We start from the raw sequence: 26,189 nt of genomic DNA on the forward strand, positions 1-26,189 counted from the left end.
CTAGGGCGCGACGGGGCGGGTTGCAAATCGCATCGCGCCCGCAGCGGATTGGCAGCGCGATTCGAGCGCGTTAGAGGGGGCCAGGCAGCGCAGTCGGAGGAGGCTCGATGAACGACGAGACCGAAACCGCAACCGGCGTTGCCGAGTCGGCGCACGACACGCAGGACAGCCTGTCGCCCGATTTCGTGCGGACGATCCTGGACCTCGTGGATGCGGGCGATGTCGAGGCGGTGCGCGAGCGGGTCGAGCCGCTTCACCCCGCCGACATCGCCGACCTGGTCGAACTGACGCCCGCCGATCAGCGCCATGCCCTGGCCGCCGCAATCGCCGGGTTGATCGACGGCGAGGTGCTCGCCGAAATGAACGACTGGGTGCGCGAGGCGCTGATCGAGGCGCTCGAGCCGCACGAAGTCGCCGATATCGCCGCCGAGCTCGATACCGACGACGCGGTCGCGATCATCGAGGACATGGAGGAGGAGGACCAGCGCGCCGTCCTCCGCGCACTCGATCCGGACGACCGCGCCGCGATCGAGGAGGCGCTGTCATACCCCGAAGAGTCCGCCGGCCGTCTGATGCAGCGCGAGCTGATTGCCGTGCCCGAACATTGGACCGTCGGCGACGTGCTCGACTACTTGCGGGGTGACGACGAACTGGCCACCGATTTCTGGGAAATCTTTGTCGTCGATCCGGCACATCATCCCATCGGCACCTGTGCCCTGTCATGGATCCTGCGCACACCGCGATCGGTGTCGATGGCGGATGTCATGAAGCGCGAGCAGACGTTGATCCCGGTCGAGATGGACCAGGAGGAAGTCGCGCTGATCTTCCAGAAATATGCACTGATCTCCGCCGCCGTGACCGACGATTCGGGGCGGCTGGTCGGCATGATCACGGTCGACGACATCGTCCATATCATCTCCGAAGAGGCGGGCGAGGACGCGCTATTGCTGTCGGGTGCGGGCGATGGCGACATCAACGAACCGATCCGCGACACCTATATTGCGCGCGTCCGCTGGCTGATCGCCAACCTGTTCACCGCGCTGGTGGCATCGTCGATCATCGCCATATTCGGCGGCGCGATCGAACAGATGGTGGCGCTGGCCGTGCTGATGCCGATCGTCGCATCGGTCGGCGGCAATGCCGGGACCCAGACCATGGCGGTGATCGTGCGCGCGATCGCCACGAACCAGCTGACGCAGTCGAACACGCTGCGGATGGTCCGGCGCGAGATCAAGGTCGCCCTGCTCAATGGCGGGACGATCGCGATCCTGCTCGGTCTGGGTGCCGGACTGCTCTTTTCGAATCCGGCGCTGGGCGGGGTGATCGCGGCGGCGATCGTCATCAATATCCTGGTCGCGGGGCTGGCCGGGGTGCTGGTCCCGGTGGCGTTCGACCGCATGGATCAGGACCCGGCGGTCGCTTCGTCGGTGTTCGTGACGATGGTGACCGACTCGATGGGCTTCCTTGCCTTTCTGGGCCTTGCCGTCGCATCGGGGCTGGTCGGCTGGTAGCTTGACCGGCGGGCGCGCGGTCCCCAGATCGCCGCGATGGCCCTTCACCTCACCAAAGTGGCATTCGGAACGAGCGGTTTCGAACATCTGCGCGAGCGGCTCGCGTTGCGCGGGCTCGATGGTCCGGTTGCCCTGACTACCCGCTATCTGCCCAAGCGGCATGCCGAAATCGCCGGTCAGGGATCGCTATTCTGGATTTTCAAGCACCAGCTGATCGCGCGCTCGCCGATCCTGGGGTTCGGCGAGGCCGAGGGCGGGCGCTGCGCGATCCTGCTCGATCCCGAGCTGGTTCAGGTCGTGCCACAGGCCAAGCGCGCGCATCAGGGCTGGCGCTATCTCGAGGCGACAGACGCGCCCGCGGATTTGGGGACTGGCGACATGGCGTCACTTCCACCGGAACTGGCGGGAAAGCTGGCCGAGCTGGGTTTCTAGCGCGCCAGGCTGGGGAAGGCCGCGCGGAAGGCCGCGACCTTGGGCTTGTCCCAGCGCACGATATAGCTGTGGTTCGGATTACGGCGGGCAAAGTCCTGATGCTCCGCCTCCGCCTCGAAAAAGGCGCCGGTCTCGATCCGTGTGACGATGCGCGTATCGTACGCGCCGCTGCGATCGAGTTGCGCGACATAGGCGCGCGCCACGCGCGCCTGCCCGGCATTTTGCGGGAAGATCGCCGACCTATAGCTCGGGCCGACATCCGGTCCCTGCCGATTGAACTGGGTCGGATCATGCGCCACCGAAAAATAGATGCGCAGCAGCGTCGCATAGCTCACCACGCGCGGGTCATAGACGACGCGAATCGCCTCGGCATGGCGGGTGCGCTCGGTCGAGACCTGGGCGTAGGTTGCCGTCGCGCGGGTGCCGCCGGCATAGCCGCTGACGACCGATTTCACGCCCTTCACCCCTTCGAACACCGCTTCCATGCCCCAGAAACAGCCACCGGCGAGCACGGCGACCTGATCGCCCGGCGCAGGCGCGACATCGGTAGTGGAAGCAGGGATGGCGACGGCCTTTTCACCGCCGCCCGCAAGCACTGGCGGAACCAGCCCCGCCAGATTGGCAAAGGCGACGGCGCCGAGGGCCGCAAGGCCAAGGGCAACCGCGCGCAGCATCAGAATAACGGTGCCGCCAGCACCTGATCGGCGTGCAGCGCGATCATGCCGACCGCCCCGAGCGAAAAGCCGGTGAGGAAACGGCGGAGGAACGGCGATTTGAGAGCCGCAGTCATCATCTTGATCCTTGTTGCGTGGCGCGGAGATGGGATGCCCATCGCCGATTCCAAGCAAAGACTAACTATGGCGCGCTGAACCTGCGCTGGTCTTCCCGTTCATATTCGGGAAACCCACGCAAAAGGTTTCAGACTTCGGTGAAAAAAGTCCGCGGGTCAGCGCAAAGCGGCGCACGCCTCCTGAATCCGCCCGCACGCCTCGGTCAACAATGCTTCACTGGTCGCATAGCTGATGCGCAGCGCCGGGGAGAGACCGAACGCCGCGCCATGCACCGCCGCAACGCGCGCATCGTCGAGCAGATAGCCGACCATCGTCTCGTCGCTGTCGATCACCAGCCCCTTGGGCGTCGTCTTGCCGATCAGCGCGCTGAATTCGGGATAGACGTAGAAAGCGCCTTCCGGCCGCGGGCAGGTCATGCCGTTGATCTGGTTGAGCATCGACACCACCAGGTCGCGGCGCGTCTGGAACGCGGCGTTGCGCTCGGCCAGGAACGACTGGTCGCCGTCGAGCGCCGCCACCGATGCGGCCTGCGACACGCTGCACGGGTTGCTGGTCGATTGCGACTGCAGCTTGCCCATTGCCTTGATCAGCCATTGCGGCCCGCCGGCATAACCAATGCGCCAGCCGGTCATGGCATAGGCTTTCGACACGCCGTTCGCGGTCAGCGTGCGGTCGTAAAGCGACGGGCACACCTGCGCGATCGTCGCGAATTCGAAGCCGTCATACAGGATATGCTCGTACATATCGTCGGCGTAGATCAGGACATGCGGGTGCCGTTCCAGCACCTCGCCGAGCGCCTTCAGCTCGGCCGCGCTGTACGCGGCGCCGGTCGGGTTGGAAGGCGAGTTGAGCACGACCCACTTGGTCTTTGCGGTGATCGCCGCCTCGAGCTGCTCGGGCTTGATCTTGTACGCCTGATCCGCCCCTGCCGCGACGAACACCGGCTTGCCGCCCGCGAACTCGACCACATCGGGATAGCTGACCCAATAGGGCGCCGGGATCACCACCTCGTCGCCCGCGTCGATCGTGGCGCAGAAGGCGTTGAACAGCGTGTGCTTGCCGCCCGAGTTCACGCTGACCTGGTTTTCGGCATAGGTCAGGCCGTTGTCGCGCGCATATTTCCGGACGATCGCGGCCTTCAGCTCGGGCGTGCCGTCGACATTGGTGTATTTGGTCGCGCCGCGCCGGATCGCCTCGATCGCCGCCTGTTTCACGAAATCGGGCGTGTCGAAATCGGGCTCGCCCGCGCCCAGGCCAATGACATCGACCCCGGCGCGCTTCAGCTCGAACACGCGGCTCGTCATCGCGAGCGTCGCGGAGGGCTGGATGCGGTTGAGCGCGGCGGAGGTCTGCATGGGGGAACGCCTCTCTGGGAAGGAAATCGCGCGCCCTATAGGTCGGCTGGTTCCTCTTCCGCAACCGTAACTGCGGAAACCAGCCCGCGCACGGCATTGCCGAGCTGGAATCCATCGCGCAGATCCTTGGGCCGCAGCTCCGCCTCGACCGCACGACCGCTGGCGATCAGTTCGGCGCGCAACACGCCGGGCAGGATGAAGCGGCTGAGCGGCGGGGTCTGCAGGACCCCGTCGGCGCGCGGCACGAAAATCGAGGTGAAACTGCCCTCGGTCAGATAGTCGTCGTCATCGACATAGATGGTCTCCCACGCGCCCGCGACGCGCGGCCAGGGGCGGCGGTCGGTCGTCTTGTGCGTCAGGCGAAAGTCGCGCGGCGCAACTTGGCGGCGGGCCAGTGCCACTGTGACCGGGCCGGACGGCATCTCGGGCATGGGTGCAGTCCCGATTGCGATCCGCCCCTCCGGCGACAGCAGCAGTCGCACCTTGGCCGGATGGCGCAGGCGGAAGGTCGCTGCCTGCAGCTCGTTGCGCACGCCGTGGCGATCGAACGGAATGTCGAACGCCGCGGCGCTCGCGCGCATCCGCTCAAGATGCCGCTCAAGCAGCGCGATCCCGCCAACCGGATCGAACGCCATCGTCTCGATCAGGTCGAACCGGCGCTGGCCGCGTGTCACGAACGCCCCCTTGGCCAAGCACTCGTCCCATTCCTCACCAGCCCGCGAATCGGCGACCACGCCCGAACCCAGACCGATGCTCGCCGCTTCCGCACCATCCTTCAGGTGCAGCGTGCGGATCGCCACGTTGAACGCGGAATCGCCATCAGGGTCGATCCGCCCGATCGACCCGGTATAGGTGCCCCGCGCATCCGGCTCGACCGCCGCGATCACCTCCATCGCCCGGATCTTGGGGGCACCCGTCACCGATCCACACGGAAAGATCGCCGCCAGCGCCTGACCCGGCCCGATGCCGGGCGCGAGCCTTGCCGCGATGGTCGACACCATCGTGTGCAGGGTCGGATAGGTTTCGACCTTGAACAGCTCGGGCACCGACACGCTGCCCGGCGCGGCGATGCGGGTCAGGTCATTGCGCATCAGATCGACGATCATCAGATTTTCGGCGCGCTGCTTTTCGTCCTGCGACAGTTCCACGCGCGCCGCTTCATCCGCTTCGGGGGTCGCGCCGCGCGGTGTCGTCCCCTTCATCGGCCGCGCGATCAGCTCGCCCTGGCGCAGCGCAAAGAACAGCTCGGGTGAGAAGGACAGCAGCCAGTCGCTTCCAGTCCACACGATCCCGCCATAGCCCGCCGCCGCGCGCGACCGGATCGCGGCATAGACGGCGAGCGGATCGCCGATCACCCGCGCTGCTGCGCGAAAGGTCAAATTGGCCTGATAAATGTCCCCCGCCTCGATCCACTCCCGCACGCGCGCAAAGGCGGCGTCATACGCGCTGCGGCCGATCCCCGGCGCGGGTCGCGCGACCCATGCCCCCGCCGGATCGGGCAGCCGCGCGGCAACGGCATCGGGGGCGAACTGCTCGACCGTTTCGAACAGGCCGAACCACAGCAAAGGCGCATCCGCGTCGCTCCGGCTCAACCCGGCCAGCCGCGGCTCCAGCGCGTGTCCGGCTTCATAGGCAATATAGCCCGCCGCATGCAGCCCCTCCGTCCGCGCCGCGTCGAGCGCGGCCAGCGCCGGGGCGACCTCATCCGGCCGATGCGCAGCGATCACCCGCGCTGGCGCGGTGTAGAGCCGCGCATCGCTGCCCCCCGGCCGGGCATCGTCGAGCAACACAAACGGTGTCTGGACAAGCATCGCATCGGCCATGAAGCGCTAAACGTCTGCCCGCAAGCCTCTGTTGCCGCTGGGCCGCGCGCCGCCTATCTCCGGGCCATGTCCACGCCCCCGCTGCGCGCCGCCATCGTGCCCGTCACCCCGCTCCAGCAGAACTCCACCCTGCTCTGGTGCACCCGCACCATGCGCGGTGCGTTCACCGATCCGGGCGGCGATCTCGACCGGCTCAAAGCGGCGGCGCAGCAGCATGGCGTCACCATCGAAAAACTGCTGATCACGCATGGCCATATCGACCATTGCGGTCAGGCGGGGAAACTCGCCGCCGAACTGGGCGTGCCGATCGAGGGCCCCAATGAGGCCGACCGCTTCTGGATCAGCCGGCTCGACGATGACGGGCGCAATTACGGTATTGACGGCAAGCCGTTCGAACCCGATCGCTGGCTGGTCGATGGCGACACGGTCACGGTCGGCGATCTGACGCTCGACGTGTACCACTGCCCCGGCCACACGCCGGGTCATGTCGTGTTCCACCACGCCCCATCGAAATTGGCGATTGTCGGCGACGTAATCTTTCAAGGATCGATCGGCCGCACCGATTTTCCGATGGGCAATCATCAGGATTTGCTCGACGCGATCACCACCAAGCTGTGGCCGCTCGGCGACGACACGGTCTTCGTCCCCGGCCATGGCCAGCCGAGCAGCTTCGGACAGGAGCGCAAGACCAACCCGTTCGTGTCGGACCGCGCGCTCGCGCAAAGCTAAACCGATCGGTTGACAATTATCTGAGCCGCGAATAATTCAACCAAATGGTTGAACGACTCGACATGACCTTCCATGCGCTCGCCGATCCCACACGGCGCGGAATGCTCGCCACCCTTGCCCAGGGCGACAAGAGCATCGGCGAACTCGCCCAGCCCTACGCGATGACGCTCGCCGGGGCGTCGAAGCACGTCCAGGTGCTCGAACGTGCCGGCCTCGTTACCCGCCGCCGCGCCGGCCGCACGCACCGCTGCACGCTCAACCCAGCCCCGCTCGCCGAAGCGAACCAATGGCTCCAGCAATGGGCGGCCTTCTGGAACACGCGGCTCGACGGGCTCGAAGCGCTGCTGCGTGACGCCCCTGCCGGAGACGCCGAATGACCAAGGCCACGCCGTTCCTGATGTTCCAGCATGGCAAGGCACAGGCCGCGCTCGACTTCTACGCGGAGCATGTTCCCGACAGCCGCATCGATACGGTCGAACGTTTCGGGCCGGACGGTCCCGGCCGCGAGGGCACGATTATCCGCGCCCATGCGGTTATCGCCGGACAGCCGGTGATGGTCCATGACAGCTTTATCACCCACGGCTTCGACTTCACGCCCTCCTGGTCGTTCTTTCTCGACTGCGATGACGCGGCGACCTTCGACGTGCTGTTCGCGACGCTGTCGGAGGGCGGCGGCGTGCTGATGCCGCCCGGCAATTATGGCTGGAGCAGCAATTTCGCCTGGATCAACGACCGCTTCGGCGTGTCGTGGCAACTCAACCTCGCCTGACGGAGGCCCATCATGCCCGCTCTCGAAATCCTCGCGCCCGACACGCTACGCATCGAGCGCATTCTCGATGCCCCGCCAGCGACGGTATGGCGCTATCTGGTCGAAGCCGATCTGCGCCGGAAATGGTTCGCGGGCGGCACCGATGCCCGCGCCGATGCACCGGTCGAGCTGGTGTTCGACCATGACAATCTGTCGGCCGACCCCGTCCCCTATCCCGAGCGCTACGCCAAATGGAAAGGCGCGGTCGGACGCGAACGCGTGGTGGAATATGACCCGCCGCATGTCTTCGCGCTGAGCTGGGACGATGGCGCGGAAGGCACTGCGCGGTTCGAGCTGTTCGCCGAGGGTGAGAGCAAGACCCGCCTCGTCCTCACCCATAAAGGCATCACCGGTCCCGCCCCGATGGCCAATTTCGGCGGCGGCTGGCATTCGCATCTGGCAGTGTTGCAAGGGCTGCTAGCCGGAGAGCCGGTACGCGACTTCTGGGCGCTGCATACGGAATCGGAGGCGAGGGTCGCAGCCACGCTTGCAGAGGCTTCGACAAGCGAAGGATGAATCCCTAGATCGGCGCGATGTTGATCCTCGGCCTCGAATCGAGCTGTGACGAAACCGCCGCCGCGCTGGTGACCACGGACCGCCGCATCCTCTCGCACCGCCTCGCGCGGCAGGATGAGGCGCATCGCCCGTTCGGCGGCGTCGTCCCCGAAATCGCCGCACGCGCGCATGTCGAGGCGCTGGAGCCGCTGATCGCCGCCGCGTTCGAGGATGCGGGCGTGACCCTCGCCGATGTCGATGCGGTTGCCGCCACTGCCGGGCCGGGGCTGATCGGGGGCGTCATGGTCGGCCTCGTCACTGGCAAGGCGCTGGCGCACGCGGCGGGCAAGCCGCTGATCGCGGTCAATCATCTCGAGGGTCATGCCCTCTCCCCGCGGCTGACCGATCCCGATCTCGCCTTCCCCTATCTGCTGCTGCTCGTCTCCGGCGGGCATTGCCAGCTGCTGCTGGTCGAAGGAGTCGGCGCCTATCGCCGCCTCGCCACCACGATCGACGACGCGGCCGGCGAGGCGTTCGACAAAACCGCGAAGCTGCTCGGCCTCGGCTTCCCCGGGGGACCGGCGGTCGAGGCGGCGGCGAGGACCGGCGACCCGCGCGCGGTGCCGTTGCCCCGCCCGCTGGTCGGATCGGGCGAGCCACATTTCTCCTTCGCGGGGCTCAAGAGCGATGTCGCGCGCAAGGTCGGCAAGTTCGCACCCGAAGATCTCGCCGCATCGTTCCAGCAGGCGGTGGTCGACTGTCTGGTCGACCGCACCCGCATCGCGCTGGCCAAGGCACCGCATGCCACTGCGCTAGTCGTCGCCGGCGGAGTCGCCGCCAATGGATCGGTGCGCGCGGCGCTCGAAACGCTCGCGACCCAGCACGGCCTGCGCTTCGTTGCGCCGCCGCTCTGGCTCTGCACCGACAATGCCGCCATGATCGCCTGGGCCGGGGCGGAGCGCTTCGTCGCCGGCTTCAGCGATCCGCTCGACGTGCCCGCGCGCCCACGCTGGCCGCTCGACCCGGATGCGGAAAAGGTGCGCGGCGCGGGAGTGAAGGCATGAAGATCGGGGTACTCGGTGGCGGCGCATGGGGCACCGCGCTGGCGCAGGTCGCGGGGCGTAACGACCAGCCGGTGACGCTGTGGGCGCGCGAGGATGACGTCGTGGCGTCGATCAACGCGGCGCACGAGAACGCGCTGTTTCTGCCTGGCATCCCGCTCGCCCCGTCGATCCGCGCAACCAGCGACCTGACGGAACTCTCGGATTGCGACGCGCTGCTGGTCGTCGTCCCCGCGCAGTTCCTGCGCTCGGTCCTGTCGCAGCTCCCTGCCGGAAACCGTCTGCTGGTGCTGTGCGCCAAGGGGATCGAGTCAGGGACACAGAAGCTGGTCGCCGAGATCGCCCGCGAACTCCATCCCGACGCGCCCGTCGCGGTCCTGTCCGGCCCGACCTTTGCGCATGAGGTGGCCAAGGGGCTGCCCACCGCAGTCACGCTGGCGTGCGAAGACGACGCGTTGCGCGAAGCGCTGGCCGATCGGCTCGGCGGCGCGACGTTCCGCACCTATGGCTCGTCGGACGTCACCGGCGCGGAGATCGGCGGCGCGGTCAAGAATGTCCTCGCCATCGCGTGCGGTGTGGTCGAGGGCGCAGGCCTCGGCCTCAACGCCCGCGCTGCGCTGATTGCGCGCGGCTTTGCCGAGATGACCCGATTCGGCGTCGCGCGCGGCGGACGGCCGGAGACGCTGGCGGGGCTGTCGGGCCTGGGCGACCTCGTCCTCACCTGTTCCTCGACCAATTCGCGCAACTTCTCGCTCGGTGTCGGGCTGGGTCAGGGGAGGGCGGCCGCCGAGCTGCTCGCCGACCGCCGCACGGTTGCCGAGGGTGCCGCGACCGCGCCAGTGCTGCGCGAAGCCGCGCGCGCCGCCGGGGTCGAGATGCCGGTGACCGAAGCTGTCTGCGCGCTGCTCGAAGGAACGCCGGTCCGCACCGTGGTCGACGCGCTGCTCGCCCGCCCGCCGCGCGGCGAAACCGCGTGAGATGGGCGGCACTGCTGCGGGGGATCAACCTCGGCAAGCGTCAGCTCAAATCGGCGGAACTGAAGGCAGTGGTCGAAGGGCTGGGCTTCACCGACGTCAAGACCCTGCTCGCCTCGGGCAATGTCGTCTTCACCGCCCCAGATGCGCGCGCCGAACAGCTCGAGGCGCAGATCCACGACGCGCTGGCCCAGGAGACCGGGCTCAAATCCGAAATCTTCGTGCGCACGCCCGACGAGATGGAGGCAGTCGTCGCCGCCAACCCCTTCCCCGACGCGGCGACCGATCGCCCCAGCTTCCTCGTCGTCACCTTCCATCGCAAGCCGGTCGATAGCGCCGCCGTGGAAGCAGTGATGGCGACGCACGACGGTCCCGAGCGCGCACGGGCGATCGGCCGCGAACTCTATATCGATTTCCCCGAAGGCCAGGCCCGCTCGACCTTGCACGCACCGCTCGGCAAGGCAACACGCGATCCCGTCACGACCGCGCGCAACTGGAACACGGTGGTCAAAATCCGCGACGCGCTTTAGCGCAGCGCCTGCGCCGCCAGCGCGCTGCAATTCGCATCCTGCGCCAAGGGCGGGCGATCCCCCGCAATCGCATCGCCCAGCAGCTTCAACACCCCGCCGACATTCGGCTTGGCCCCATCGGGCAGGCGCATCGACGGTGCCTTGATCGTCCCGCCGACGGGCACCGGCTTGGTCAGCCGCAACAGGCTCTCCTTCTTCGGCGACCCGGTCATGACGAGCGAGAGGCGCTCATCCGACAGGTCGACACTGCCGTTGAAGCGCGACTGGCTGCGCGAGGTATCGATCAGGAACGGTGCCATCCGCCCCGTGCCATTCTTCACCTCAAGCCGCAGGATCATGCAGCGCAGCGTCGCCACCTTGTCGCCATCGACCAGCGCCCCGCGCCCGACATCAAGGCCGAGATAGGAGGCGATATTGGCCGGGATCCGCCCCGTCCCGCCAACCAGCGCGATGCTGCCGGTCGACCGGCCAACCGCGCTGCGGATCGTGTCGCCCGGCCCGGTCAGCCGCACCCGCCCCTGCAACGGCGCGTCGAGCACGCCGTCGCCCGCCAGCGCCGCAATCCGACTGCCGCGGAGGGTCAGGTCGAGATTGAGCGTCGGCACCGACTTGCCGTCACGCTGGTCGATCACGACGCGCCCAGCCAACCGGCCCGGCGTCATGTCCATGACGAACGGAGCGACGGTCAGCCGCGCAGCGTCCAGCGCAAGCGTCGCCCGCGCCGCGCGAAAGCCCGGAGTCCCGACGATCCGGCCAACGCGCACGCGCAGCGCACCGTCGACATCGCTCACGCTCTTGAGGTCGATCTGGGTCGACGGGATCAGCCGGTCGCCGATCCGCGCACGCCGTGCCGCGGCGGCCGCCAGGCCGCGATCATTCGCCAGATCATCGAACCGCAGCGTGGCCAGCGCGACATCGCCGTCGATCCGCGTGCGGCCCGGCGTGCTCTTGTCGATGCTGGCGGTGGCACTGGACAGCCGCGATTGGCCGATCGTCCCGGCCAACCGCTCGACCTGCCACGTATCGCTCTTGCGCGACACCCGCCCGATCAGCTTCACCGGCTGCGTCCCGAACAGCCCCGCTTCGATCACCCGATCGACATCGAGCAGGTCGGCACCCTGAGCCGAGATATCGAACGCCATATCGCGCGTGTCGAACGGCGCCGCCATCGCGCCCTGCACCGCGATTCGAGTGCGCGGCCCGGCCAGCCGCGCGCGGAACGGCCAGCGCACGCGCCCGGCGATCGGCGCGCCGCGCACTTCGATGCTCACCGGCTCGTCCGCCAGCGCGCCGGTCCCCGATGCGCGAAAGCCGCGCGGGTCCGAATCGATCCGCACCGCCAGGCGGCGGTCCTTCTTCGCATCGCGATAGTCGAGGATCAGGTTGCTGACCGCCAGCCGCTCGAGCCCGCTGCCGCCACCGCTGCTCCGCTCGGATTCGCGCTCCCAATTCTTGCGCCCGTCCTTGGCGCGGATCAGGATCAGGCGTCCATTGGCGGCCTCGACCGGTTCGGGCGCAAAACGTCCCGTCAGAATCGAGAGGGCCGGCAGGCGCACCGTCACCCGCTCGACCCGGACCATCTCGCCCGTCCCGGCCCAGTCCGGCTGGGCGATACGCAGGTCGCGAATGTCGAGCAGCGGGCTGAACGAGAAGAACGACCGTCGCTCGATCGAACCGATCGTCACCGGCGCACCGATCTGCGCCGACAGCGCGCGTTCGGCGCGCCCCTTGAACGCGCCCCAGGGCAGCATCGCCAGCGTCAGGAGCAGCAACGCGATCACCACGGCGATGCCGATGGCGATGCGGACGATCAGGGTGCGGGAAGGCGCGGTCATCGCCGCAGGACGCGCCGTCCCCGATTTCGTTCCGGCTGCGGTTCAGAAATCGATCGCGATGCCCTTCAGCTCCCAATCGCCATAGCGCGTGGGATCGTTGCCGAGCGGGTCGCTCTCCGCCTTCTTCCCCGCCTCCGGCTTGGGCAAAGGCGGGCTCTTCGACAGATAGGCGGGCGGCTTCACATGATCGGGGCGCTTGCCCATGATGGTTCCTCGATTGAAGCGACGGGTGGCATTTCCCACATTGGGGAGTGAAAGGAGCGAATCCAAGTGAACGGGTTCAAGACGACGATGTTGCTGGCGGCACTGACCGCCCTGTTCATGGCCCTTGGCTTCACCATTGGCGGGCGTGGCGGCATGATCATCGCGCTGCTGGTCGCGGTGGGGATGAACCTCTTCACCTATTGGAACGCGGACAAGATCGTGCTGAGTATGCACGGCGCGCGACAGGTCGACGCGGCATCCGCGCCCGAATTCTACAGCGTGGTCGCCGGCCTCGCCCAGCGCGCGCAGCTGCCGATGCCCAAGGTGTACATCATCGATTCACCCCATCCCAACGCCTTCGCCACAGGGCGGAACCCGGAGAATGCGGCGGTCGCGGCGACCACGGGCCTGCTCAACATCCTCAACCGCGACGAGATTGCCGGCGTGATGGCGCATGAGCTCGCGCATGTCCGCAATCGCGACACGCTGATCATGACGATGGTCGCGACGATCGCCGGTGCGATCTCGATGCTCGCCAATTTCGGCCTGTTCTTCCGCGGCGGCGACGACAATCGCGGCGCATTTCTCGCCACCATCCTCGCGGTTATCGTCGCCCCCTTCGCCGCGATGATCGTGCAGATGGCGATCAGCCGCACCCGCGAATATGGCGCGGACAAGGGCGGCGCCGAGATTTCGGGCAACCCCCGCGCACTCGCCTCGGCGCTCGCCAAACTCGCCCAGGGCGCGGCAGCGGTGCCGAACCCGGTCGCACAGCGCAATCCGGCGGCATCGCAGCTCTATATCGTCCCCGGCCTGGCCCGCGGCGGCGACAGCCTGTTTTCGACCCACCCCGACACCGGCAATCGCATCGCTGCGCTGGAGGAAATCGCGATCACCATGGGCCACAGCGCCCCGCGCGACGTCTTCGCTGCCCCCGCCGACCGCCCGTCTGCGCTGGGTGTGCGCGCGGCTCCGCGTCGCGGAAGCGCGCTCGACCCGAACCGGCGCGGATGATCGACGATGTCGCCGAAGCAGTCGGTGAGGTCGCTGGCGCGGTATTGCACCAGGCGGGCGGCTTTGTCGTCGATGTCGTGATCGAAGGGATATTTGCAGGAGGCACAGCACGCTTTTTTCATGGCGTCGGCCGCCGCGCGATCGCGCTGACGACAATGGGAAAGGTGCGCATACCGTCGTCGCTGCGCGTTGTGCCGCGTAGTTCCCGGGCCGCTCCGCGCCGGAGCGATTGGTTTGCGCTATGGGTCGGGATCGCAATCTGGATTACGCTGTTCGCAGCGATCTGCATTCCCCTTGGCATGCTGCTTTGGGGGTGAACCCGCGCGCGATTCGGCGTAGGGGGCGGTGATGCCCCGCCCTACCGGTCATCGCCCGCCGCCCCGTCCCGCCGATCCGCCCGGCACCCCCGCCCGCCGGGCGGCGCTGCGCCTGCTCGATGCCGTGCTGCGCCGTGGCCTAGCGATCGAACAGGCACTGGACGCCTCGACCCAGGGGCTCGCCCCCTCCGATCGCGGCCTTGCGCACGCTATCGCCGCCGAAGTGCTGCGCCGCCTCACCGATCTCGACGACCTGATCGACAGCGCCACGCGCAACCGCCTGCCTGATGACGCCAAGGCGCGCTTCGTGCTGCGCATCGCGCTGGTTCAGGCATTGCGGCTCGGCACCCCGCCGCACGCCGCGATCTCGACCGCACTCCCCTTGGTCGATGGCGGCCCGCGCAAGCTGGTCCACGGCGTATTCGGCACGCTGATGCGCCAGAACGCCGTGCTGACCGACCCGCCCGCGCTGCAGGGCGACGTCTATGCCCGCATCGCCGGCAATTGGGGCGAGCGTGCCGCCGACGCCGCCTGCGCCGCGATCGCCGCCCCGCCCCCGCTCGACCTGACATTGCGTGGCGACGCACCCGTAGAGGGCGAGAGCCTGCTCCCCGGCCATGTCCGCGTCGCCGCCGGCACCAGCATCCCCGAGCGGGAGGGCTTTGCCGAGGGTGAATGGTGGGTGCAGGACATCGCCGCCTCGCTCCCCGCCCGGCTGATCGGTGCCCGCAACGGCAGCGGATCGGGCCGCGCGCTCGACCTGTGCGCCGCTCCCGGCGGCAAGACGCTTCAGCTCGCCGCCGCCGGATGGGACGTCACCGCCGTCGATGCCTCGGAAAGTCGTCTGGCGCGACTTCACGAGAATCTGGAGCGCACCGGCCTGTCCGCAACAGTCGTCACTGCCGATCTGCTCAACTGGGAACCGGGGTTCGAGGCTGACGCCGTGCTGCTCGACGCCCCGTGCAGCGCGACCGGCATCTTCCGCCGCCACCCCGATGTGCTCCACCGCGTCCGCCCGCGCCTGATCGCGGAGATGGCCGAGCTTCAGGCGCAGCTCCTGCCCCGCGCCGCGCGCTGGGTCCGGCCCGGCGGCCTCATGGTCTACGCCACCTGCTCGCTCGAGCCCGAGGAGGGCGAGCAGCAGATCGAGCGTTTCTTGGCCGACCACCCGGGCTTCGCGATCGATCCGGTCCTCCCCGACGAGCTGCCCAATGGCGTCACCGCCCACCCACGCGGCTGGCTGCGCACCCTGCCCGGCATGCTCGCGGAGCATGGCGGGCTGGACGGATTTTTCATGGTGCGGCTCATGCGCGTTGCCGCATGATTCTGAGGTGATAAAGGAAAGGCTATGAACCCGGTCCGTATCGCCCCGTCCATCCTGTCCGCCGATTTCGCCAAATTGGGTGAGGAAGTGCGCGCGATCGACGCGGCCGGGGCCGACTGGATCCATATCGACGTGATGGACGGCCATTTCGTGCCCAACATCACGATCGGCCCCGCCGTCATCAAGGCGCTGCGCCCGCACAGCGCCAAGCCGTTCGACGTTCATTTGATGATCGCCCCGGTCGATCCGATGCTGGAGGCGTTTGCCGAGGCCGGCGCGGACTGCCTGTCGGTCCACCCCGAAAGCGGCCCGCATCTCCACCGCACGCTCCAGACGATCAGGGCGCTCGGCAAGCGCGCTGGCGTCGTGCTCAACCCGGCAACCCCGGTCAATGTCGTCGATCATGTCATGGACCTGGTCGACCTGATCCTCGTGATGAGCGTCAACCCCGGCTTTGGCGGTCAGAAGTTCATCGAAAGCCAGCTGGCCAAGATTTCCGCCCTGCGCGCCCGAATCGACACCAGCGGCCGCGCGATTGACCTTGAGGTCGATGGCGGGGTCGATCGCAGCAACGCCGCGCGGGTCATCGCCGCCGGCGCGGACGCGCTCGTCGCGGGTACGGCGGCGTTCAAGGGCGGCCCGTCGGCCTATGCCGACAATATCGCAGCATTGCGGGCGGGGTGAGCATTGGCGGGGATGAGCCCGCCGACGGGGCGGTCAGCGACGGGATTGAGCAGGGCAAGCGGCTCATCCGGGTCGGGGGCGATCGTGGCCTCTCGCTGGCCGACCGCATTTCCGAAACTTTGTTCCGCTTGAGCTGGCGTACCCCGATCCACGCGCTGCGGCTGAAGGGTCGTCACCCGCTCAAGCTGATTGCGGTGACCGACGATCCGTTCATGGGCGATCCCGCGCGCGGCAATGCGCTGCTCGACGGCAAATTGACGTTCCGCGGCGAAAGCCATGACGTCAGTGCGCTCGATTTCGCCCGGCCGGGCTGGTCCGCCACCTTTGGCGAGCATCTGCACAGCTTCGCCTGGCTGCGCGACCTGTCCACCGTCGCCACCCGGCAACAGGCGGCACCGATCGCCGAAGCGCTGATGCGCGGCTGGCTGGCGGCGCATGCCGGCAAGGTCGCCGATCCCGCGTGGCGCGCCGATCTGTGGGGCCGCCGCCTGCAATTCTGGACCGCGCACGCGCCGCTGATCCTGTCGAGCACGGACCTCGTCTATCGCTCGAACGTCCTCCACGCGCTCGCCCGCGGCGCCCGCCATCTCGACCGCGCGGCCGATCGCGCGCCCACCGGCGCGCCGCGTATCGCCGCTTGGTGCGGGGTGCTCACCGCCGGGCTGATGATCCCCGGCGGCGACCCGCGCCGCTCCTTCGGCGAAACCGGCCTGTCCCGCGCAATAGCGGGCGCGGTCAGCAAGGATGGCGGCATCACCGGCCGCTCGCCCGCGGCACTGCTCGACGCGATCCAGCTGCTCACGCTGCTGCGCGAGACCTATGCCGCGCGCCGCCTCGACCCCTCCGGCTTCCTCACCAGCGCGATCGACCGCATGGTCTCCGCCCTGCTCGGCGTCAGCCATGGCGATGGTGGCCTCGCGAGCTGGCAGGGTGGTATCCCGATTTCCGGCGACGTGATCGAACAGACGATTGCGGCAACCGGTGCGCGCGTCCGCCCGCTGCGCCAGGCGCATGAATGGGGCTATCAGCGGCTCGCCCAGCAGGGGACGGTGCTGATCATGGACGCCGCCCCGCCGCCGATCGCGCGGGTGATGGCGGGCGGCTGCGCCTCCACCCTCGCCTTCGAGTTCTCTGACGGGGCCGAGCGGATCGTGGTCAGCTGCGGCGGCGCGCGCAATGCCGATCTGCGCCTGCCCGCCGCGTTGACCGAGGGGCTGCGGACCACCGCCGCCCACTCCACCCTGGTCGTGCGCGACAGCAACTCGACCGCGATCCACCCCGACGGCACGCTCGGCCGCGGCGTGGTCGAGATGGAGCTGAGCCGCAACGAGAGCGATACCGCCAGCCGGATCGAGGCCAGCCATGACGGCTATGCCCGCCGCCACGGCGTGATCCACCGGCGCACCATCGCGCTCGGCACCGACGGCCGCGACGTGCGCGGCGAGGACAGCCTGCTCCCCGCTACCAAGCGCGGGGGTAAGGGCGGCGCGGTACCCTTCACCGTGCGCTTCCACCTCCACCCCGCGGTCGAGGCGACCCCCACCGCCGATGGAGCGGGCGCACTGCTGCGCACCCGCTCCGGCTCGGTCTGGCAGTTCCGCGCACGCGGCGCGACGCTGGCGATCGAGGAAAGCGTGTGGATCGACGCCAAGGGAATTCCACGTGAAACGCAACAACTTGTGTTGACGGGCGAGGCACTGACCGGCGGTTCGAGCGTGTCGTGGCTGTTTCACCGGGCGCGCAAGGGCGGTTAAGCACAATCGCGCCATTGCGGGATGCGGCTCAGGCTTTTAGAGCGCGCGCCCATGACCAACATCACCATCCGCCGCGCCCTCCTCTCGGTTTCCGACAAGACCGGGATCGTCGAACTGGGTCGGGCGCTCGCCGCCAAGGGGGTCGAACTCGTCTCGACCGGCGGCACGTCAAAGGTGCTGCGCGACGCGGGGCTGGAGGTGCGCGACATCTCCGACCTCACCGGTTTCCCCGAGATGATGGACGGCCGCGTCAAGACGCTGCACCCGGTGGTGCATGGCGGCCTGCTCGCGGTGCGCGACGATGAAGGCCATATGGCATCGGCCGCCGACCGTGCGATCGGCATGATCGACCTGGTCGTGGTCAACCTCTACCCCTTCGCCCAGACCGTCGCCAAGGGCGCGAGCCGCGACGAGATTATCGAGAATATCGACATTGGCGGCCCCTCGATGGTGCGCTCGGCGGCCAAGAACCACGCCTTCGTCGCGATCGTCACCGATCCCGCCGACTATTCCGTGGTCGCAGCCGGCGAAACCACGCTGGAAGACCGCAAGCGCTTCGCCGCAAAGGCCTATGCCCTGACCGCGCAGTACGACTCGACCATCGCCAGCTGGTTCGCCTTCGCCGATCAGGGCGAGCGGTTCCCCGAAACGCTGCCCCTGGTGTTCAAGCGCGGCGAGGAACTGCGCTATGGCGAAAACCCGCACCAGTCCGCCGCGCTCTACCTCCCCGCCGGCCCCGCCACCCCGGGCATCGCCCAGGCCGAGCAGCTGCAGGGCAAGGAACTGAGCTACAACAATTACAACGACGCCGACGCCGCGCTCGAGCTGGTCAGCGAATTCCGCGACGGCCCGCCGACGGTCGTGATCGTCAAGCACGCCAACCCATGCGGCGTCGCGACTGCCGACACCCTGGTCGACGCGTACAAGGCCGCGCTCGCGTGCGATTCGGTCTCCGCATTCGGAGGGATCATCGCCCTCAACCGTCCGCTCGATGCCGAGACGGCAAAGGCGATCACCGACATCTTCACTGAAGTCGTCGTTGCGCCCGGCGCGAGCGACGAGGCCAAGGCGATCTTCGCCGCCAAGAAGAACCTGCGCCTGCTGATCTGCGGCGAACTGCCCAATCCCGCCCGTCCCGGCCTGATGCTCAAGACCATCGCCGGCGGCGCATTGGTCCAGTCGCGCGATAACGGCCAGGTGACGCGGGACGCGCTCAAGGTCGTCACCCAGCGCGCACCCACGGAGCAAGAGCTGACCGACTGTCTGTTCGCCTGGACCGTCGCCAAGCACGTCAAGTCGAACGCGATCGTCTACGCCAAGGGCGGCAGCACCGCCGGCATCGGCGCGGGCCAGATGAACCGCCTCGAATCCGCGCGCATCGCCGCGTGGAAGGCCAAGGACGCCGCCGACAAGGCCGGCTGGGCGGAACCGCGCACGATCGGCAGCGCGGTCGCCTCGGACGCCTTCTTCCCCTTCGCCGACGGCCTGCTCGCGGCGGTCGAGGCTGGCGCCACCGCCGTGATCCAGCCTGGCGGATCGATCCGCGACGATGAAGTGATCGCCGCTGCGGACGAAGCCGGCCTCGCCATGGCCTTCACCGGGATGCGCCACTTCCGGCACTGATCTGATCCGCTGACGCGGATGCGGCACTGGCCCGCTCCCCCAAGGGGTCCCCGCAAAGTAACACTTTGCGGGGCTACCCGCATCCGGTCACCCATAGGGTACACTGGCGTTGGGTGCCCGACTGGCGAAGCAGACCAGTGTCGCGTCAGACCTTCTCGTCGGGCAGCGTCGGTTCGCTCTTCGGCATCTTCTTGAACAGCGCGCGATCCTCGGGGCCGAACGCCCATTTCCCGATCACCGCGAAATAGGCGATGAAGATCGCCGGCACGCCGACCGACAGCTCGAGCCACTCCAACCGGTGCGGCAGCTGCGTGAACGCCCAGCCGACTGCGCCTGCAACCACAATCGCCGCGACGAAACCCGGGCGCAGGCTGAACACCGACGCCCCGGTCATCCGCGCCAGCATCCAGCATTTGATCGTCGACCCCAGCGCCAGCGTCAGCACCAGCGCCACCGCCGGCCCGACTGCCTGGACATGCACGTCTAGCCCCATGGCGCGCATCTGGAACACCAGCGCAAAGCTCAACGCAGCCTGGAACCCGAGCAGCAGGATCGACACCATCAGATTGCGGTGCCGCGCCATATAGACCAGCCCCGCCTCCGCCACCGCGCCGGGCGTCGCCGCCACTTCCGCCGCGAGCAGGAAGCACAAGGCACCGGCACCGACCACGAATTGCGGCCCGACCACGCCCATCACCCCCTCGGCCGGAATTCCGCCCATCAATAGCAGCGCGGCCTGCAGCGTGATGATCCAGAAGCCGACCTGCTTGACCTGATTGGCGATGGCGATGCGGTTGCCCGCCGCCAGATTGCGCGCGATCACCGGCCCCAGCACCGGATCGAAGCTGGTCTTGAGCTTTTGCGGGATCGAGGAGACCTGCTGCGCCATATAATAGATGCCGACGATCGCCGGCGGGAACAACAGGCCGAGGATAAAGCGGTCGATGTTGCGCGATCCCCATTCCAGCGCATCCGCCCCCGCCAGCGGCATGTTGCGCCGGGCAAGCTGGAGCAGCGGCGTGACGCGCGGCGACCAGCCATGCGGCAGGCCATAGCTGCGGATGAACGGCACCAGGCTGGCGACCAGCGCCGCTGCCATCGACAGGACATAGGCGATGATCAGGCCATCGCGCGCCGACACATAATAGAGCACCCAGGCCGCGATGCTGATCGTCCACGGCTCGACGATCGCGCGCGCGGTCACCGCGGCCTTCACATTGTGGCGATAGGCCAGCGCGGCGAGGCTGACATCGGACCAGGCGATTGCGAACACGATAACCGCCAGATAGCGGTCCAGCCCCGTCGTCCCGCTATTGGGGAACATCAGGTCCGGGTAGATGAACAGCACCGCGCTCGCCATCATCGAGACGACGAACGCCACCACCATTCCGTCCCACACGACATGGGCATGCGGTCGGTCGGTCGATGCCAGCGCCTGCGCCAGCCCGCGCTTGAGGCCAAGGGTAGCGAGCAACGCCGCCAGCTCGACCACCACCACCGCAAGCGCAAACCGCCCCACCGTCTCCGCGCCATAGAGCCGCCCGGCGATGAACAGGAACGGCAACCGCGCGAGCAGGCGCAGGAAGAAGCCGAAGATATTGGTCCGCCCGCCCTTGGCGAGCGCGTTCATATCGTCATTCGGCTTCACGCGACGCGCGCCCGACCGCGCTCGAGCAGACGCATTGCCGGGGTCGCGGTCGTCCCGTGCAGCAGAATCGAAATCAGGATCACCACGCCCAGCGCCCCCCACAGACGCACCGGCTCCTCGAACTGGCCATGGTTGATCCCGTAAGCGAAATAAAAGACCGATCCCAGCCCGCGAATGCCGAAGAAGGCGATCACCGGCCGTTCGAACGGCGCGAGGCGGCACCCGGCCAGCGCGATCCAGCCCGTAAGCGGCCGCACGATGAAGATCGCGACCAGCGCAAAGCCAAGCTCCGCCCAGCCGATCATCGCGAACAACCCGCCTGCGCTCAGCATGCCGCCGAACAGGACCAGCAGCGCCATCATCAACAGCCGTTCGGTCTCGTCGGCGAAATCATGCATCCGCGCATTGAAGTCGCTGCCCCCGGCCGCGCGCCGCAGCATCAGCCCGGCGACGAACACCGCTAGAAAGCCATAGCCATGTGCCAACTCGGTCACGGCATAGATCGCCAGCGTCGCACCCAGCGCAACAAAGCCATCACCAGTGCGCGACAATTTGGTGTCGGCGGGCAGGCGATAGATGATCTTGCCCAGCGCCCAGCCCCCGGCCCAGCCGAGCGCAAGACCAACGGCGAGGCGGATGACCACCGCGTCCAGCGCCCAGGACGTCAGGTTGGAGACGGCCCAGCCGCCCGCCGCGACGGCAATGGCGAGATGCACGAACGGAAAGGCGAGCGCGTCGTTCAGTCCCGCCTCCGACGTCAGCGCGAACCGCGCCTCATCGTCGCTCGCCGACCCCGGCTCCTCGATCTGTACATCCGAAGCGAGGACCGGATCGGTCGGGGCAAGCGACGCGGCGAGCAACAGCGCCGTCGCCACGCCGACGCCGAGCAGCGCCTGTCCAGCCAAGGTCAGGGCCAGGATGGTGAGCGGCATCGCGATCGCGAGCAGGCGCACGCACAACCGCCAATTGGCCCAGTTCAGCGCACGATCGATTTTCAGCCCCGCCCCCATCAGCGAGACGATGACGATCAGCTCGGCCGCCTTCTCGACCAGAAACGGGCTCTCGATCGGGTGCAGCGCGAACGGCGCGAAGCGATCGAACGAAAACACCAGCGCGCCGACCCCGACGCACAGGATCGGCAGCGACAGCGGCGCCTTTTCCAGCAGCAGCGGGACCCAGGCGACCATCAGGATCAGCACGCCCGCGCCCAGCAGCAGCGGGATATACAGGTCGATCAGCGGCGCAAGGCTGGCCCCCGCTGCGGTCAATGCGCCGCGCCCCAGCTCGGACCGGTGCCGATCTCGACGCCCAGCGGCACGGTCAGCGTGATCGCCGGCTCGGCCGCGGTCTCCATGACCCGGCGGATTACCGCCGACGCTGCCTCGACATCGCCTTCGGGCAGTTCGAACACCAGTTCGTCATGCACCTGCAGCAGCATGCGGACATTGGGCAGCCCCGCCTCGATCAGCGCCGGGCCCATCCGTGCCATCGCGCGCTTGATGATGTCGGCGCTCGTCCCCTGGATGGGCGCGTTGATCGCCGCGCGCTCGCTGCCCGCGCGCTCATTCTGGTTGGGCGCATTGATCCGGGTGAAGTGCGTCTTCCGCCCGAACAGCGTCGTGGTGTAGCCGCGCGCCTTCGCCTCGTTCAGGGTGTCGGCGATGTAGCGGCTGATCCCGGGGAAGCTCTGGAAATAGCGGTCGATCATCCCCTGCGCCTCGTCCGGCGTGACGTCGAGCCGCCCGGCCAGCCCCCAGCGACTGATGCCATATAGGATCGCGAAGTTGATCGTCTTCGCCCGCCCGCGCGTGTCGCGGTTGACCTCGCCGAACAGCTCCATCGCGGTGCGGTTGTGAATGTCCTCGCCCTGTTCGAACGCCTCGCGCAGCGCGGGCACATCGGCGATATGCGCCGCCAGCCGCAATTCGATCTGCGAATAGTCGGCCGACAGGATGACATTGCCCGGCTCGGCGACAAAGGCGTCGCGGATCTGCCGACCCGTCTCGGTGCGGATCGGGATGTTCTGGAGGTTCGGGTCGGTCGACGACAGCCGCCCGGTCTGCGCGCCGGTCAGCGAGTAACTCGTATGCACCCGCCCGGTCGCCGGGTTGATCTGTGCCTGCAGCGCGTCGGTATAGGTGGATTTGAGCTTCGACAGCTGGCGCCAGTCGAGCACCTTCAACACCATCTCGTGTCCCGGTGAATCCTTGTCCGCCGCGATCCGCTCCAGCTCGTTGACGTCGGTCGAATAGACGCCCGACTTGCCCTTGCGCCCGCCCTTGATCCCCATCTTGTCGAACAGCACGTCGCCGAGTTGTTTGGGGCTGCCGATGGTAAATTTAAACCCGGCGATGGCGTGGATCTCTTCCTCGAGCTTCGCGATCTGTTTCGAGAAATCGTCCGACAGCCGCGCCAGCACCCCGGCATCGACCTTGATCCCCGCCAGCTCCATATCGGCGATCACGCGCACCAGCGGCCGGTCGACCATCTCGTAAACCCGCGTCGCGCTCTCATAGGCCAATCGCGGCTTCAACCGTCGCCACAGCCGCAGCGTCACATCGGCGTCCTCGGCGGCGTAGCGGGTTGCGGCCTTCAGATCGACCTCGGCGAACCCAATCTGCTTCTTTCCGCTCCCGGTCACGTCCTTGTACGCGATGCAGCTGTGCGCAAGGTGCGTCGCCGCCAGCTCGTCCATGCCATGCCCGTGCAGCCCGGCATCAAGGTCGAAGCTCATCACAATCGTGTCATCGAACGGCGCGACATCGATCCCCAGTCGACCAAGGATGATCAGGTCATATTTGAGGTTGTGCCCGATCTTGAGCACTGCCGGATCCTCCAGCAGCGGCTTGAGCTTGGCCAGTACCGTCGCGCGGTCGAGCTGCACCGGCTTTTCCGCGAACATGTCGGTCCCGCCATGGCCAACCGGAATGTAACAGGCGAGATTGGGGTGCAGCGCCAGGCTCACCCCGACCAGCTCCGCACGGGTCGCATCGGTCCCGGTCGTCTCGGTATCCACCGCGACCCAGCCCTGATGCCGCGCCACGGTGATCCAGCGGTCGAGCGCCGCCTCATCCACCACCGTTTCATAGCCATCGTGATCGCACGGCGGATCGGGCTCCAGCCCCGGCACCTCATGCGTCTCGACCGGCGCATCGGCGACCGAACTCGTCTCGCTACCCAGCCGCGCGAGCAGCGTCTTGAATCCGTGATGCTCCAGGAACGCGCGCAACGGCGCATCCGGGATTCCGTCGAGAACAAAGCTGTCGAGCGGTTCGGGCAGCGGCACATCTTCCGCCAGCGCGACCAGCTTGCGTGACAGCCGCGCCATATCGGCATGTTCGATCAGATTGTCGCGCAGCTTGCCCGGCTTCATCGTCGGTGCGGCGGCCAGCACGGCCTCGACATCGCCATGCTCCAGGATCAGCTTGGCCGCAGTCTTCGGCCCCACCCCCGGTACGCCGGGCACATTGTCGACGCTGTCGCCCATCAGCGCCAGCACCTCGCCCAATTTGTCCGGCCCAACCCCGAACTTCTCGACGACCGCCTCCGGCCCCATGCGCCGGTCCTTCATCGTGTCGAGCATGTCGATGCCCGGCTCGGTCAACAACTGCATCAGATCCTTGTCGGAACTGACGATCGTCACCTGCCACCCCTGCGCCAGCGCCGCCTTGGAATAGGACGCGATCAGATCGTCCGCCTCCCAGCCCAGCTCCTCAATGCACGGCAGGCTGAACGCGCGCGTCGCGTCGCGGATCATCGGGAATTGCGGGCGCAGGTCTTCCGGCGCGGGCGGGCGATGCGCCTTGTACTGGTCATAGAGTTCGTTGCGGAACGTCTGCTCGCTCTTGTCGAGGATCACCGCCAGATGCGTCGGCCCCTCGGCCTTGTGCAGCTCGCTCGCCAGCTTCCACAGCATCGACACATAGCCATATACCGCCCCGGCCGGCTCACCATGTTTGTTGGTCAGCTTGGGCAGCACATGATAGGCGCGGAAGATGAAGCTCGAGCCGTCGACGAGGTACAGATGGGGCATGGCGCGGGGATAGCCCATGCCGCCGGACGGAGAAACTCTTTTAGCTAGGTCTCAGCGGTGGTTGGCGACGACCGAAGCGACCACCGCCTGCATCAGCTGCTGCCGCTCACGCACCGGGCGCGGGGTGTCGCCGATCATCACCGCAACCGAATAGGCCTTTCCATCCGGCGCGGTCAGGATGCCGATATCGTTGAACCCCGCAGTGCGACCGCCCAGGTCCTGGCCGGTGCCGGTCTTGTGCGCCAGAGTCCAGCCCACCGGGACCGCAGCGCGCAGCCGCGCCTTGCCGGTCCGCGTGCCCGACATGACGTTGGTGAGGAAGCTGGTGGAGGAGGCGGACAGCAACTCGCCCGCTTTGAGCCGCGCCAATGCGAGCGCGATCGCGGCGGGTGCCGCGCCATCGACCGGATCGGCAACATAGGAATCGAACGCTGCGCGCCGCACCGTCGGCGGCAGCGCTGCGCGCGCACGCTGGAACTCGCCAGCCATCGAATAACGCGGATCCCAGCTCAGGCCGGCCGTCCCCGCCTGCAGCAGCCGCTCGCCCGGACCGAAGCGAATCTCACCCAGCCCGCGGTCGGCGATGAACGCGCGCACCGCCTGCGGCCCACCGACCAACGTCAGCAACCGGTCGTTGGCGGTATTGTCGCTCGACTGCATGGCACGCAGCAGCAGCTCACGCACCGTCGTGCGATACACGCCGTCGCGCACGACGAGCGAGGCGATCGGCTGATGGAACAGGGTCAGATGCTCGCGCCGCAATTCGACCGGATCGTCGAGGGTCAGCCGCCCCTTGTCGCGCGCATCGAGCACGGTCATCGCGACCCATAATTTGCTCACGCTCTGCTGCGGCATGCGGCGGTCGCCATTGGCGTCAACCTGCCAACCCCATTCGAGGCTGCGGACGGAGATGCCGACCACCCCCCCGAAATCGCGCGCCAGCGCGTCGATCGTGGTCGTCAAAGCAGCGGGGGCAGGAAAGACGGGAAGCGGCTTGGGCGCAGCCGGGATCGGCATGGATACGCGATAGCTGGCCGTAGTCAGATCCTGCGGCAGGTCGTCGCGATGCACGCCCGCGCCGATCAGCAATACGGGCGCCAGGCCCGCCAATGTCATTGCCCGCTGAAGAATCGTAAACTCCTGCATCCCCAACACGATGGTCCGCCCCTTCCCCAAAGCGATCATGCTGCGTCGCGGCACCCTGGCCAAGGGCAAATGGTACCGTCTGCGACGAATGCGCGGAT

Annotated in this window: 24 protein-coding genes; 15 read left to right on the forward strand and 9 right to left on the reverse strand. The window is 67.7% G+C overall.

Annotation, left to right across the window (positions count from 1 at the left end; all coding sequences use genetic code 11):
* Window positions 1-107 precede the first annotated feature (107 nt).
* Window positions 108-1,511: a magnesium transporter gene (gene mgtE / locus ACO05N_RS04295; RefSeq protein ID WP_422055949.1), complete on the forward strand. Its 1,404-nt coding sequence runs from the start codon at window positions 108-110 to the stop codon at window positions 1,509-1,511.
* Between the two features lie 36 nt (window positions 1,512-1,547).
* Entirely contained in the window at window positions 1,548-1,943 is a 396-nt protein-coding gene (locus ACO05N_RS04300) for a DUF1489 family protein (protein WP_422055950.1), read from the forward strand.
* Here the strand turns inward: ACO05N_RS04300 and msrA are convergent.
* The 3 genes from msrA to pabB all read right to left on the reverse strand — a co-directional run bounded on the left by msrA (window position 1,940) and on the right by pabB (window position 5,900).
* Window positions 1,940-2,617: a peptide-methionine (S)-S-oxide reductase MsrA gene (gene msrA, locus ACO05N_RS04305; protein ID WP_422055951.1), complete on the reverse strand. Its 678-nt coding sequence runs from the start codon at window positions 2,615-2,617 to the stop codon at window positions 1,940-1,942. The two genes, ACO05N_RS04300 and msrA, sit on opposite strands and share 4 nt — an antisense overlap.
* A gap of 272 nt (window positions 2,618-2,889) precedes the next feature.
* Entirely contained in the window at window positions 2,890-4,089 is a 1,200-nt protein-coding gene (locus ACO05N_RS04310; protein ID WP_422055952.1) for a pyridoxal phosphate-dependent aminotransferase, read from the reverse strand.
* 35 nt (window positions 4,090-4,124) lie between these two features.
* Entirely contained in the window at window positions 4,125-5,900 is a 1,776-nt protein-coding gene (gene pabB, locus ACO05N_RS04315; protein WP_422055953.1) for an aminodeoxychorismate synthase component I, read from the reverse strand.
* Between the two features lie 78 nt (window positions 5,901-5,978).
* On the opposite strand from pabB, the gene ACO05N_RS04320 reads away from it, so the two are divergent.
* From ACO05N_RS04320 to ACO05N_RS04350, 7 genes are read left to right on the forward strand one after another with little or no spacing between them, the layout of a single operon-like run.
* Window positions 5,979-6,641 (forward strand): MBL fold metallo-hydrolase, encoded by a 663-nt coding sequence (locus ACO05N_RS04320; RefSeq protein WP_422055954.1) that lies wholly within the window; start codon window positions 5,979-5,981, stop codon window positions 6,639-6,641.
* 44 nt (window positions 6,642-6,685) lie between these two features.
* Window positions 6,686-7,018: an ArsR/SmtB family transcription factor gene (locus tag ACO05N_RS04325; protein WP_422055956.1), complete on the forward strand. Its 333-nt coding sequence runs from the start codon at window positions 6,686-6,688 to the stop codon at window positions 7,016-7,018.
* Window positions 7,015-7,410 (forward strand): VOC family protein, encoded by a 396-nt coding sequence (locus ACO05N_RS04330; RefSeq protein ID WP_422055957.1) that lies wholly within the window; start codon window positions 7,015-7,017, stop codon window positions 7,408-7,410. Before ACO05N_RS04325 ends, ACO05N_RS04330 begins: the two co-directional genes overlap by 4 nt.
* Before the next feature lie 12 nt (window positions 7,411-7,422).
* Window positions 7,423-7,965, forward strand: a complete 543-nt coding sequence (locus ACO05N_RS04335; protein ID WP_422055958.1) for an SRPBCC family protein — start codon at window positions 7,423-7,425, stop codon at window positions 7,963-7,965.
* Between the two features lie 17 nt (window positions 7,966-7,982).
* The gene (tsaD, locus tag ACO05N_RS04340; protein ID WP_422055959.1) at window positions 7,983-9,008 is read left to right on the forward strand and encodes a tRNA (adenosine(37)-N6)-threonylcarbamoyltransferase complex transferase subunit TsaD; all 1,026 of its coding nucleotides are present in this window, start codon (window positions 7,983-7,985) and stop codon (window positions 9,006-9,008) included.
* A complete protein-coding gene (locus ACO05N_RS04345; protein WP_422055960.1) occupies window positions 9,005-9,982 on the forward strand; it encodes an NAD(P)H-dependent glycerol-3-phosphate dehydrogenase in 978 nt (325 codons plus the stop codon). The genes tsaD and ACO05N_RS04345 overlap by 4 nt, the downstream gene beginning before the upstream one ends.
* Window positions 9,979-10,509, forward strand: coding sequence for a DUF1697 domain-containing protein (locus ACO05N_RS04350; protein ID WP_422055961.1), 531 nt, complete (start codon window positions 9,979-9,981; stop codon window positions 10,507-10,509). The genes ACO05N_RS04345 and ACO05N_RS04350 overlap by 4 nt, the downstream gene beginning before the upstream one ends.
* Here ACO05N_RS04350 and ACO05N_RS04355 read toward each other — a convergent pair.
* Together ACO05N_RS04355 and ACO05N_RS04360 are read right to left on the reverse strand one after the other, a co-directional pair.
* The gene (locus ACO05N_RS04355) at window positions 10,506-12,344 is read right to left on the reverse strand and encodes an AsmA family protein (RefSeq protein ID WP_422055962.1); all 1,839 of its coding nucleotides are present in this window, start codon (window positions 12,342-12,344) and stop codon (window positions 10,506-10,508) included. The genes ACO05N_RS04350 and ACO05N_RS04355 overlap by 4 nt on opposite strands.
* A 42-nt stretch (window positions 12,345-12,386) precedes the next feature.
* On the reverse strand, window positions 12,387-12,548 hold the full coding sequence (locus tag ACO05N_RS04360; RefSeq protein WP_294015717.1) for a DUF1674 domain-containing protein: 162 nt from the start codon (window positions 12,546-12,548) through the stop codon (window positions 12,387-12,389).
* Window positions 12,549-12,614: 66 nt separating this feature from the next.
* Here ACO05N_RS04360 and htpX point away from each other — a divergent pair, with 66 nt between their 5' ends.
* Genes htpX through purH form a run of 6 tightly spaced genes read left to right on the forward strand, consistent with a single transcriptional unit; the run spans window position 12,615 to window position 19,264 of the window.
* The gene (htpX, locus tag ACO05N_RS04365; RefSeq protein ID WP_422055963.1) at window positions 12,615-13,562 is read left to right on the forward strand and encodes a zinc metalloprotease HtpX; all 948 of its coding nucleotides are present in this window, start codon (window positions 12,615-12,617) and stop codon (window positions 13,560-13,562) included.
* Window positions 13,559-13,879, forward strand: coding sequence for a hypothetical protein (locus ACO05N_RS04370; RefSeq protein ID WP_422055964.1), 321 nt, complete (start codon window positions 13,559-13,561; stop codon window positions 13,877-13,879). The genes htpX and ACO05N_RS04370 overlap by 4 nt, the downstream gene beginning before the upstream one ends.
* Before the next feature lie 31 nt (window positions 13,880-13,910).
* Window positions 13,911-15,203, forward strand: coding sequence for an RsmB/NOP family class I SAM-dependent RNA methyltransferase (locus ACO05N_RS04375; protein ID WP_422055965.1), 1,293 nt, complete (start codon window positions 13,911-13,913; stop codon window positions 15,201-15,203).
* A gap of 24 nt (window positions 15,204-15,227) precedes the next feature.
* On the forward strand, window positions 15,228-15,887 hold the full coding sequence (gene rpe / locus ACO05N_RS04380) for a ribulose-phosphate 3-epimerase (RefSeq protein WP_422055966.1): 660 nt from the start codon (window positions 15,228-15,230) through the stop codon (window positions 15,885-15,887).
* Window positions 15,884-17,641 carry a heparinase II/III family protein gene (locus tag ACO05N_RS04385; RefSeq protein WP_422055967.1) on the forward strand — a complete coding sequence of 586 codons (1,758 nt, stop codon included), beginning with the start codon at window positions 15,884-15,886 and terminating at the stop codon, window positions 17,639-17,641. The genes rpe and ACO05N_RS04385 overlap by 4 nt, the downstream gene beginning before the upstream one ends.
* Before the next feature lie 51 nt (window positions 17,642-17,692).
* Window positions 17,693-19,264, forward strand: coding sequence for a bifunctional phosphoribosylaminoimidazolecarboxamide formyltransferase/IMP cyclohydrolase (gene purH / locus ACO05N_RS04390; RefSeq protein ID WP_422055968.1), 1,572 nt, complete (start codon window positions 17,693-17,695; stop codon window positions 19,262-19,264).
* Between the two features lie 145 nt (window positions 19,265-19,409).
* On the opposite strand, the gene ACO05N_RS04395 is transcribed toward purH, so the two are convergent.
* The 4 genes from ACO05N_RS04395 to ACO05N_RS04410 are packed head-to-tail and all read right to left on the reverse strand — an operon-like array spanning window position 19,410 to window position 26,130.
* Window positions 19,410-20,894, reverse strand: a complete 1,485-nt coding sequence (locus ACO05N_RS04395; RefSeq protein ID WP_422058702.1) for a lipopolysaccharide biosynthesis protein — start codon at window positions 20,892-20,894, stop codon at window positions 19,410-19,412.
* 14 nt (window positions 20,895-20,908) lie between these two features.
* Complete coding sequence (locus ACO05N_RS04400; RefSeq protein WP_422055969.1) at window positions 20,909-22,180, reverse strand: cation:proton antiporter; 1,272 nt, start codon at window positions 22,178-22,180, stop codon at window positions 20,909-20,911.
* Complete coding sequence (gene polA, locus ACO05N_RS04405) at window positions 22,177-24,945, reverse strand: DNA polymerase I (protein ID WP_422055970.1); 2,769 nt, start codon at window positions 24,943-24,945, stop codon at window positions 22,177-22,179. The genes ACO05N_RS04400 and polA overlap by 4 nt, the downstream gene beginning before the upstream one ends.
* Window positions 24,946-24,996: 51 nt before the next feature.
* Complete coding sequence (locus ACO05N_RS04410; protein WP_422055971.1) at window positions 24,997-26,130, reverse strand: serine hydrolase; 1,134 nt, start codon at window positions 26,128-26,130, stop codon at window positions 24,997-24,999.
* Between the last annotated feature and the right edge of the window lie 59 nt (window positions 26,131-26,189).

Origin of the sequence: Sphingomonas sp. (assembly GCF_965227385.1) — a bacterium.
Classification (GTDB): domain Bacteria; phylum Pseudomonadota; class Alphaproteobacteria; order Sphingomonadales; family Sphingomonadaceae; genus Sphingomonas.

Bases quoted from the DNA above. Each gene is read 5' to 3' on its own strand.
- mgtE (WP_422055949.1), top strand. From the start codon at position 108: ATGAACGACGAGACCGAAACCGCAACCGGCGTTGCCGAGTCGGCGCAC.
- ACO05N_RS04300 (WP_422055950.1), top strand. From the start codon at position 1,548: ATGGCCCTTCACCTCACCAAAGTGGCATTCGGAACGAGCGGTTTCGAA.
- msrA (WP_422055951.1), bottom strand. From the start codon at position 2,617: ATGCTGCGCGCGGTTGCCCTTGGCCTTGCGGCCCTCGGCGCCGTCGCC.
- ACO05N_RS04310 (WP_422055952.1), bottom strand. From the start codon at position 4,089: ATGCAGACCTCCGCCGCGCTCAACCGCATCCAGCCCTCCGCGACGCTC.
- pabB (WP_422055953.1), bottom strand. From the start codon at position 5,900: ATGCTTGTCCAGACACCGTTTGTGTTGCTCGACGATGCCCGGCCGGGG.
- ACO05N_RS04320 (WP_422055954.1), top strand. From the start codon at position 5,979: ATGTCCACGCCCCCGCTGCGCGCCGCCATCGTGCCCGTCACCCCGCTC.
- ACO05N_RS04325 (WP_422055956.1), top strand. From the start codon at position 6,686: ATGGTTGAACGACTCGACATGACCTTCCATGCGCTCGCCGATCCCACA.
- ACO05N_RS04330 (WP_422055957.1), top strand. From the start codon at position 7,015: ATGACCAAGGCCACGCCGTTCCTGATGTTCCAGCATGGCAAGGCACAG.
- ACO05N_RS04335 (WP_422055958.1), top strand. From the start codon at position 7,423: ATGCCCGCTCTCGAAATCCTCGCGCCCGACACGCTACGCATCGAGCGC.
- tsaD (WP_422055959.1), top strand. From the start codon at position 7,983: ATGTTGATCCTCGGCCTCGAATCGAGCTGTGACGAAACCGCCGCCGCG.
- ACO05N_RS04345 (WP_422055960.1), top strand. From the start codon at position 9,005: ATGAAGATCGGGGTACTCGGTGGCGGCGCATGGGGCACCGCGCTGGCG.
- ACO05N_RS04355 (WP_422055962.1), bottom strand. From the start codon at position 12,344: ATGACCGCGCCTTCCCGCACCCTGATCGTCCGCATCGCCATCGGCATC.
- ACO05N_RS04360 (WP_294015717.1), bottom strand. From the start codon at position 12,548: ATGGGCAAGCGCCCCGATCATGTGAAGCCGCCCGCCTATCTGTCGAAG.
- ACO05N_RS04370 (WP_422055964.1), top strand. From the start codon at position 13,559: ATGATCGACGATGTCGCCGAAGCAGTCGGTGAGGTCGCTGGCGCGGTA.
- ACO05N_RS04375 (WP_422055965.1), top strand. From the start codon at position 13,911: ATGCCCCGCCCTACCGGTCATCGCCCGCCGCCCCGTCCCGCCGATCCG.
- rpe (WP_422055966.1), top strand. From the start codon at position 15,228: ATGAACCCGGTCCGTATCGCCCCGTCCATCCTGTCCGCCGATTTCGCC.
- purH (WP_422055968.1), top strand. From the start codon at position 17,693: ATGACCAACATCACCATCCGCCGCGCCCTCCTCTCGGTTTCCGACAAG.
- ACO05N_RS04395 (WP_422058702.1), bottom strand. From the start codon at position 20,894: ATGAACGCGCTCGCCAAGGGCGGGCGGACCAATATCTTCGGCTTCTTC.
- polA (WP_422055970.1), bottom strand. From the start codon at position 24,945: ATGCCCCATCTGTACCTCGTCGACGGCTCGAGCTTCATCTTCCGCGCC.
- ACO05N_RS04410 (WP_422055971.1), bottom strand. From the start codon at position 26,130: ATGATCGCTTTGGGGAAGGGGCGGACCATCGTGTTGGGGATGCAGGAG.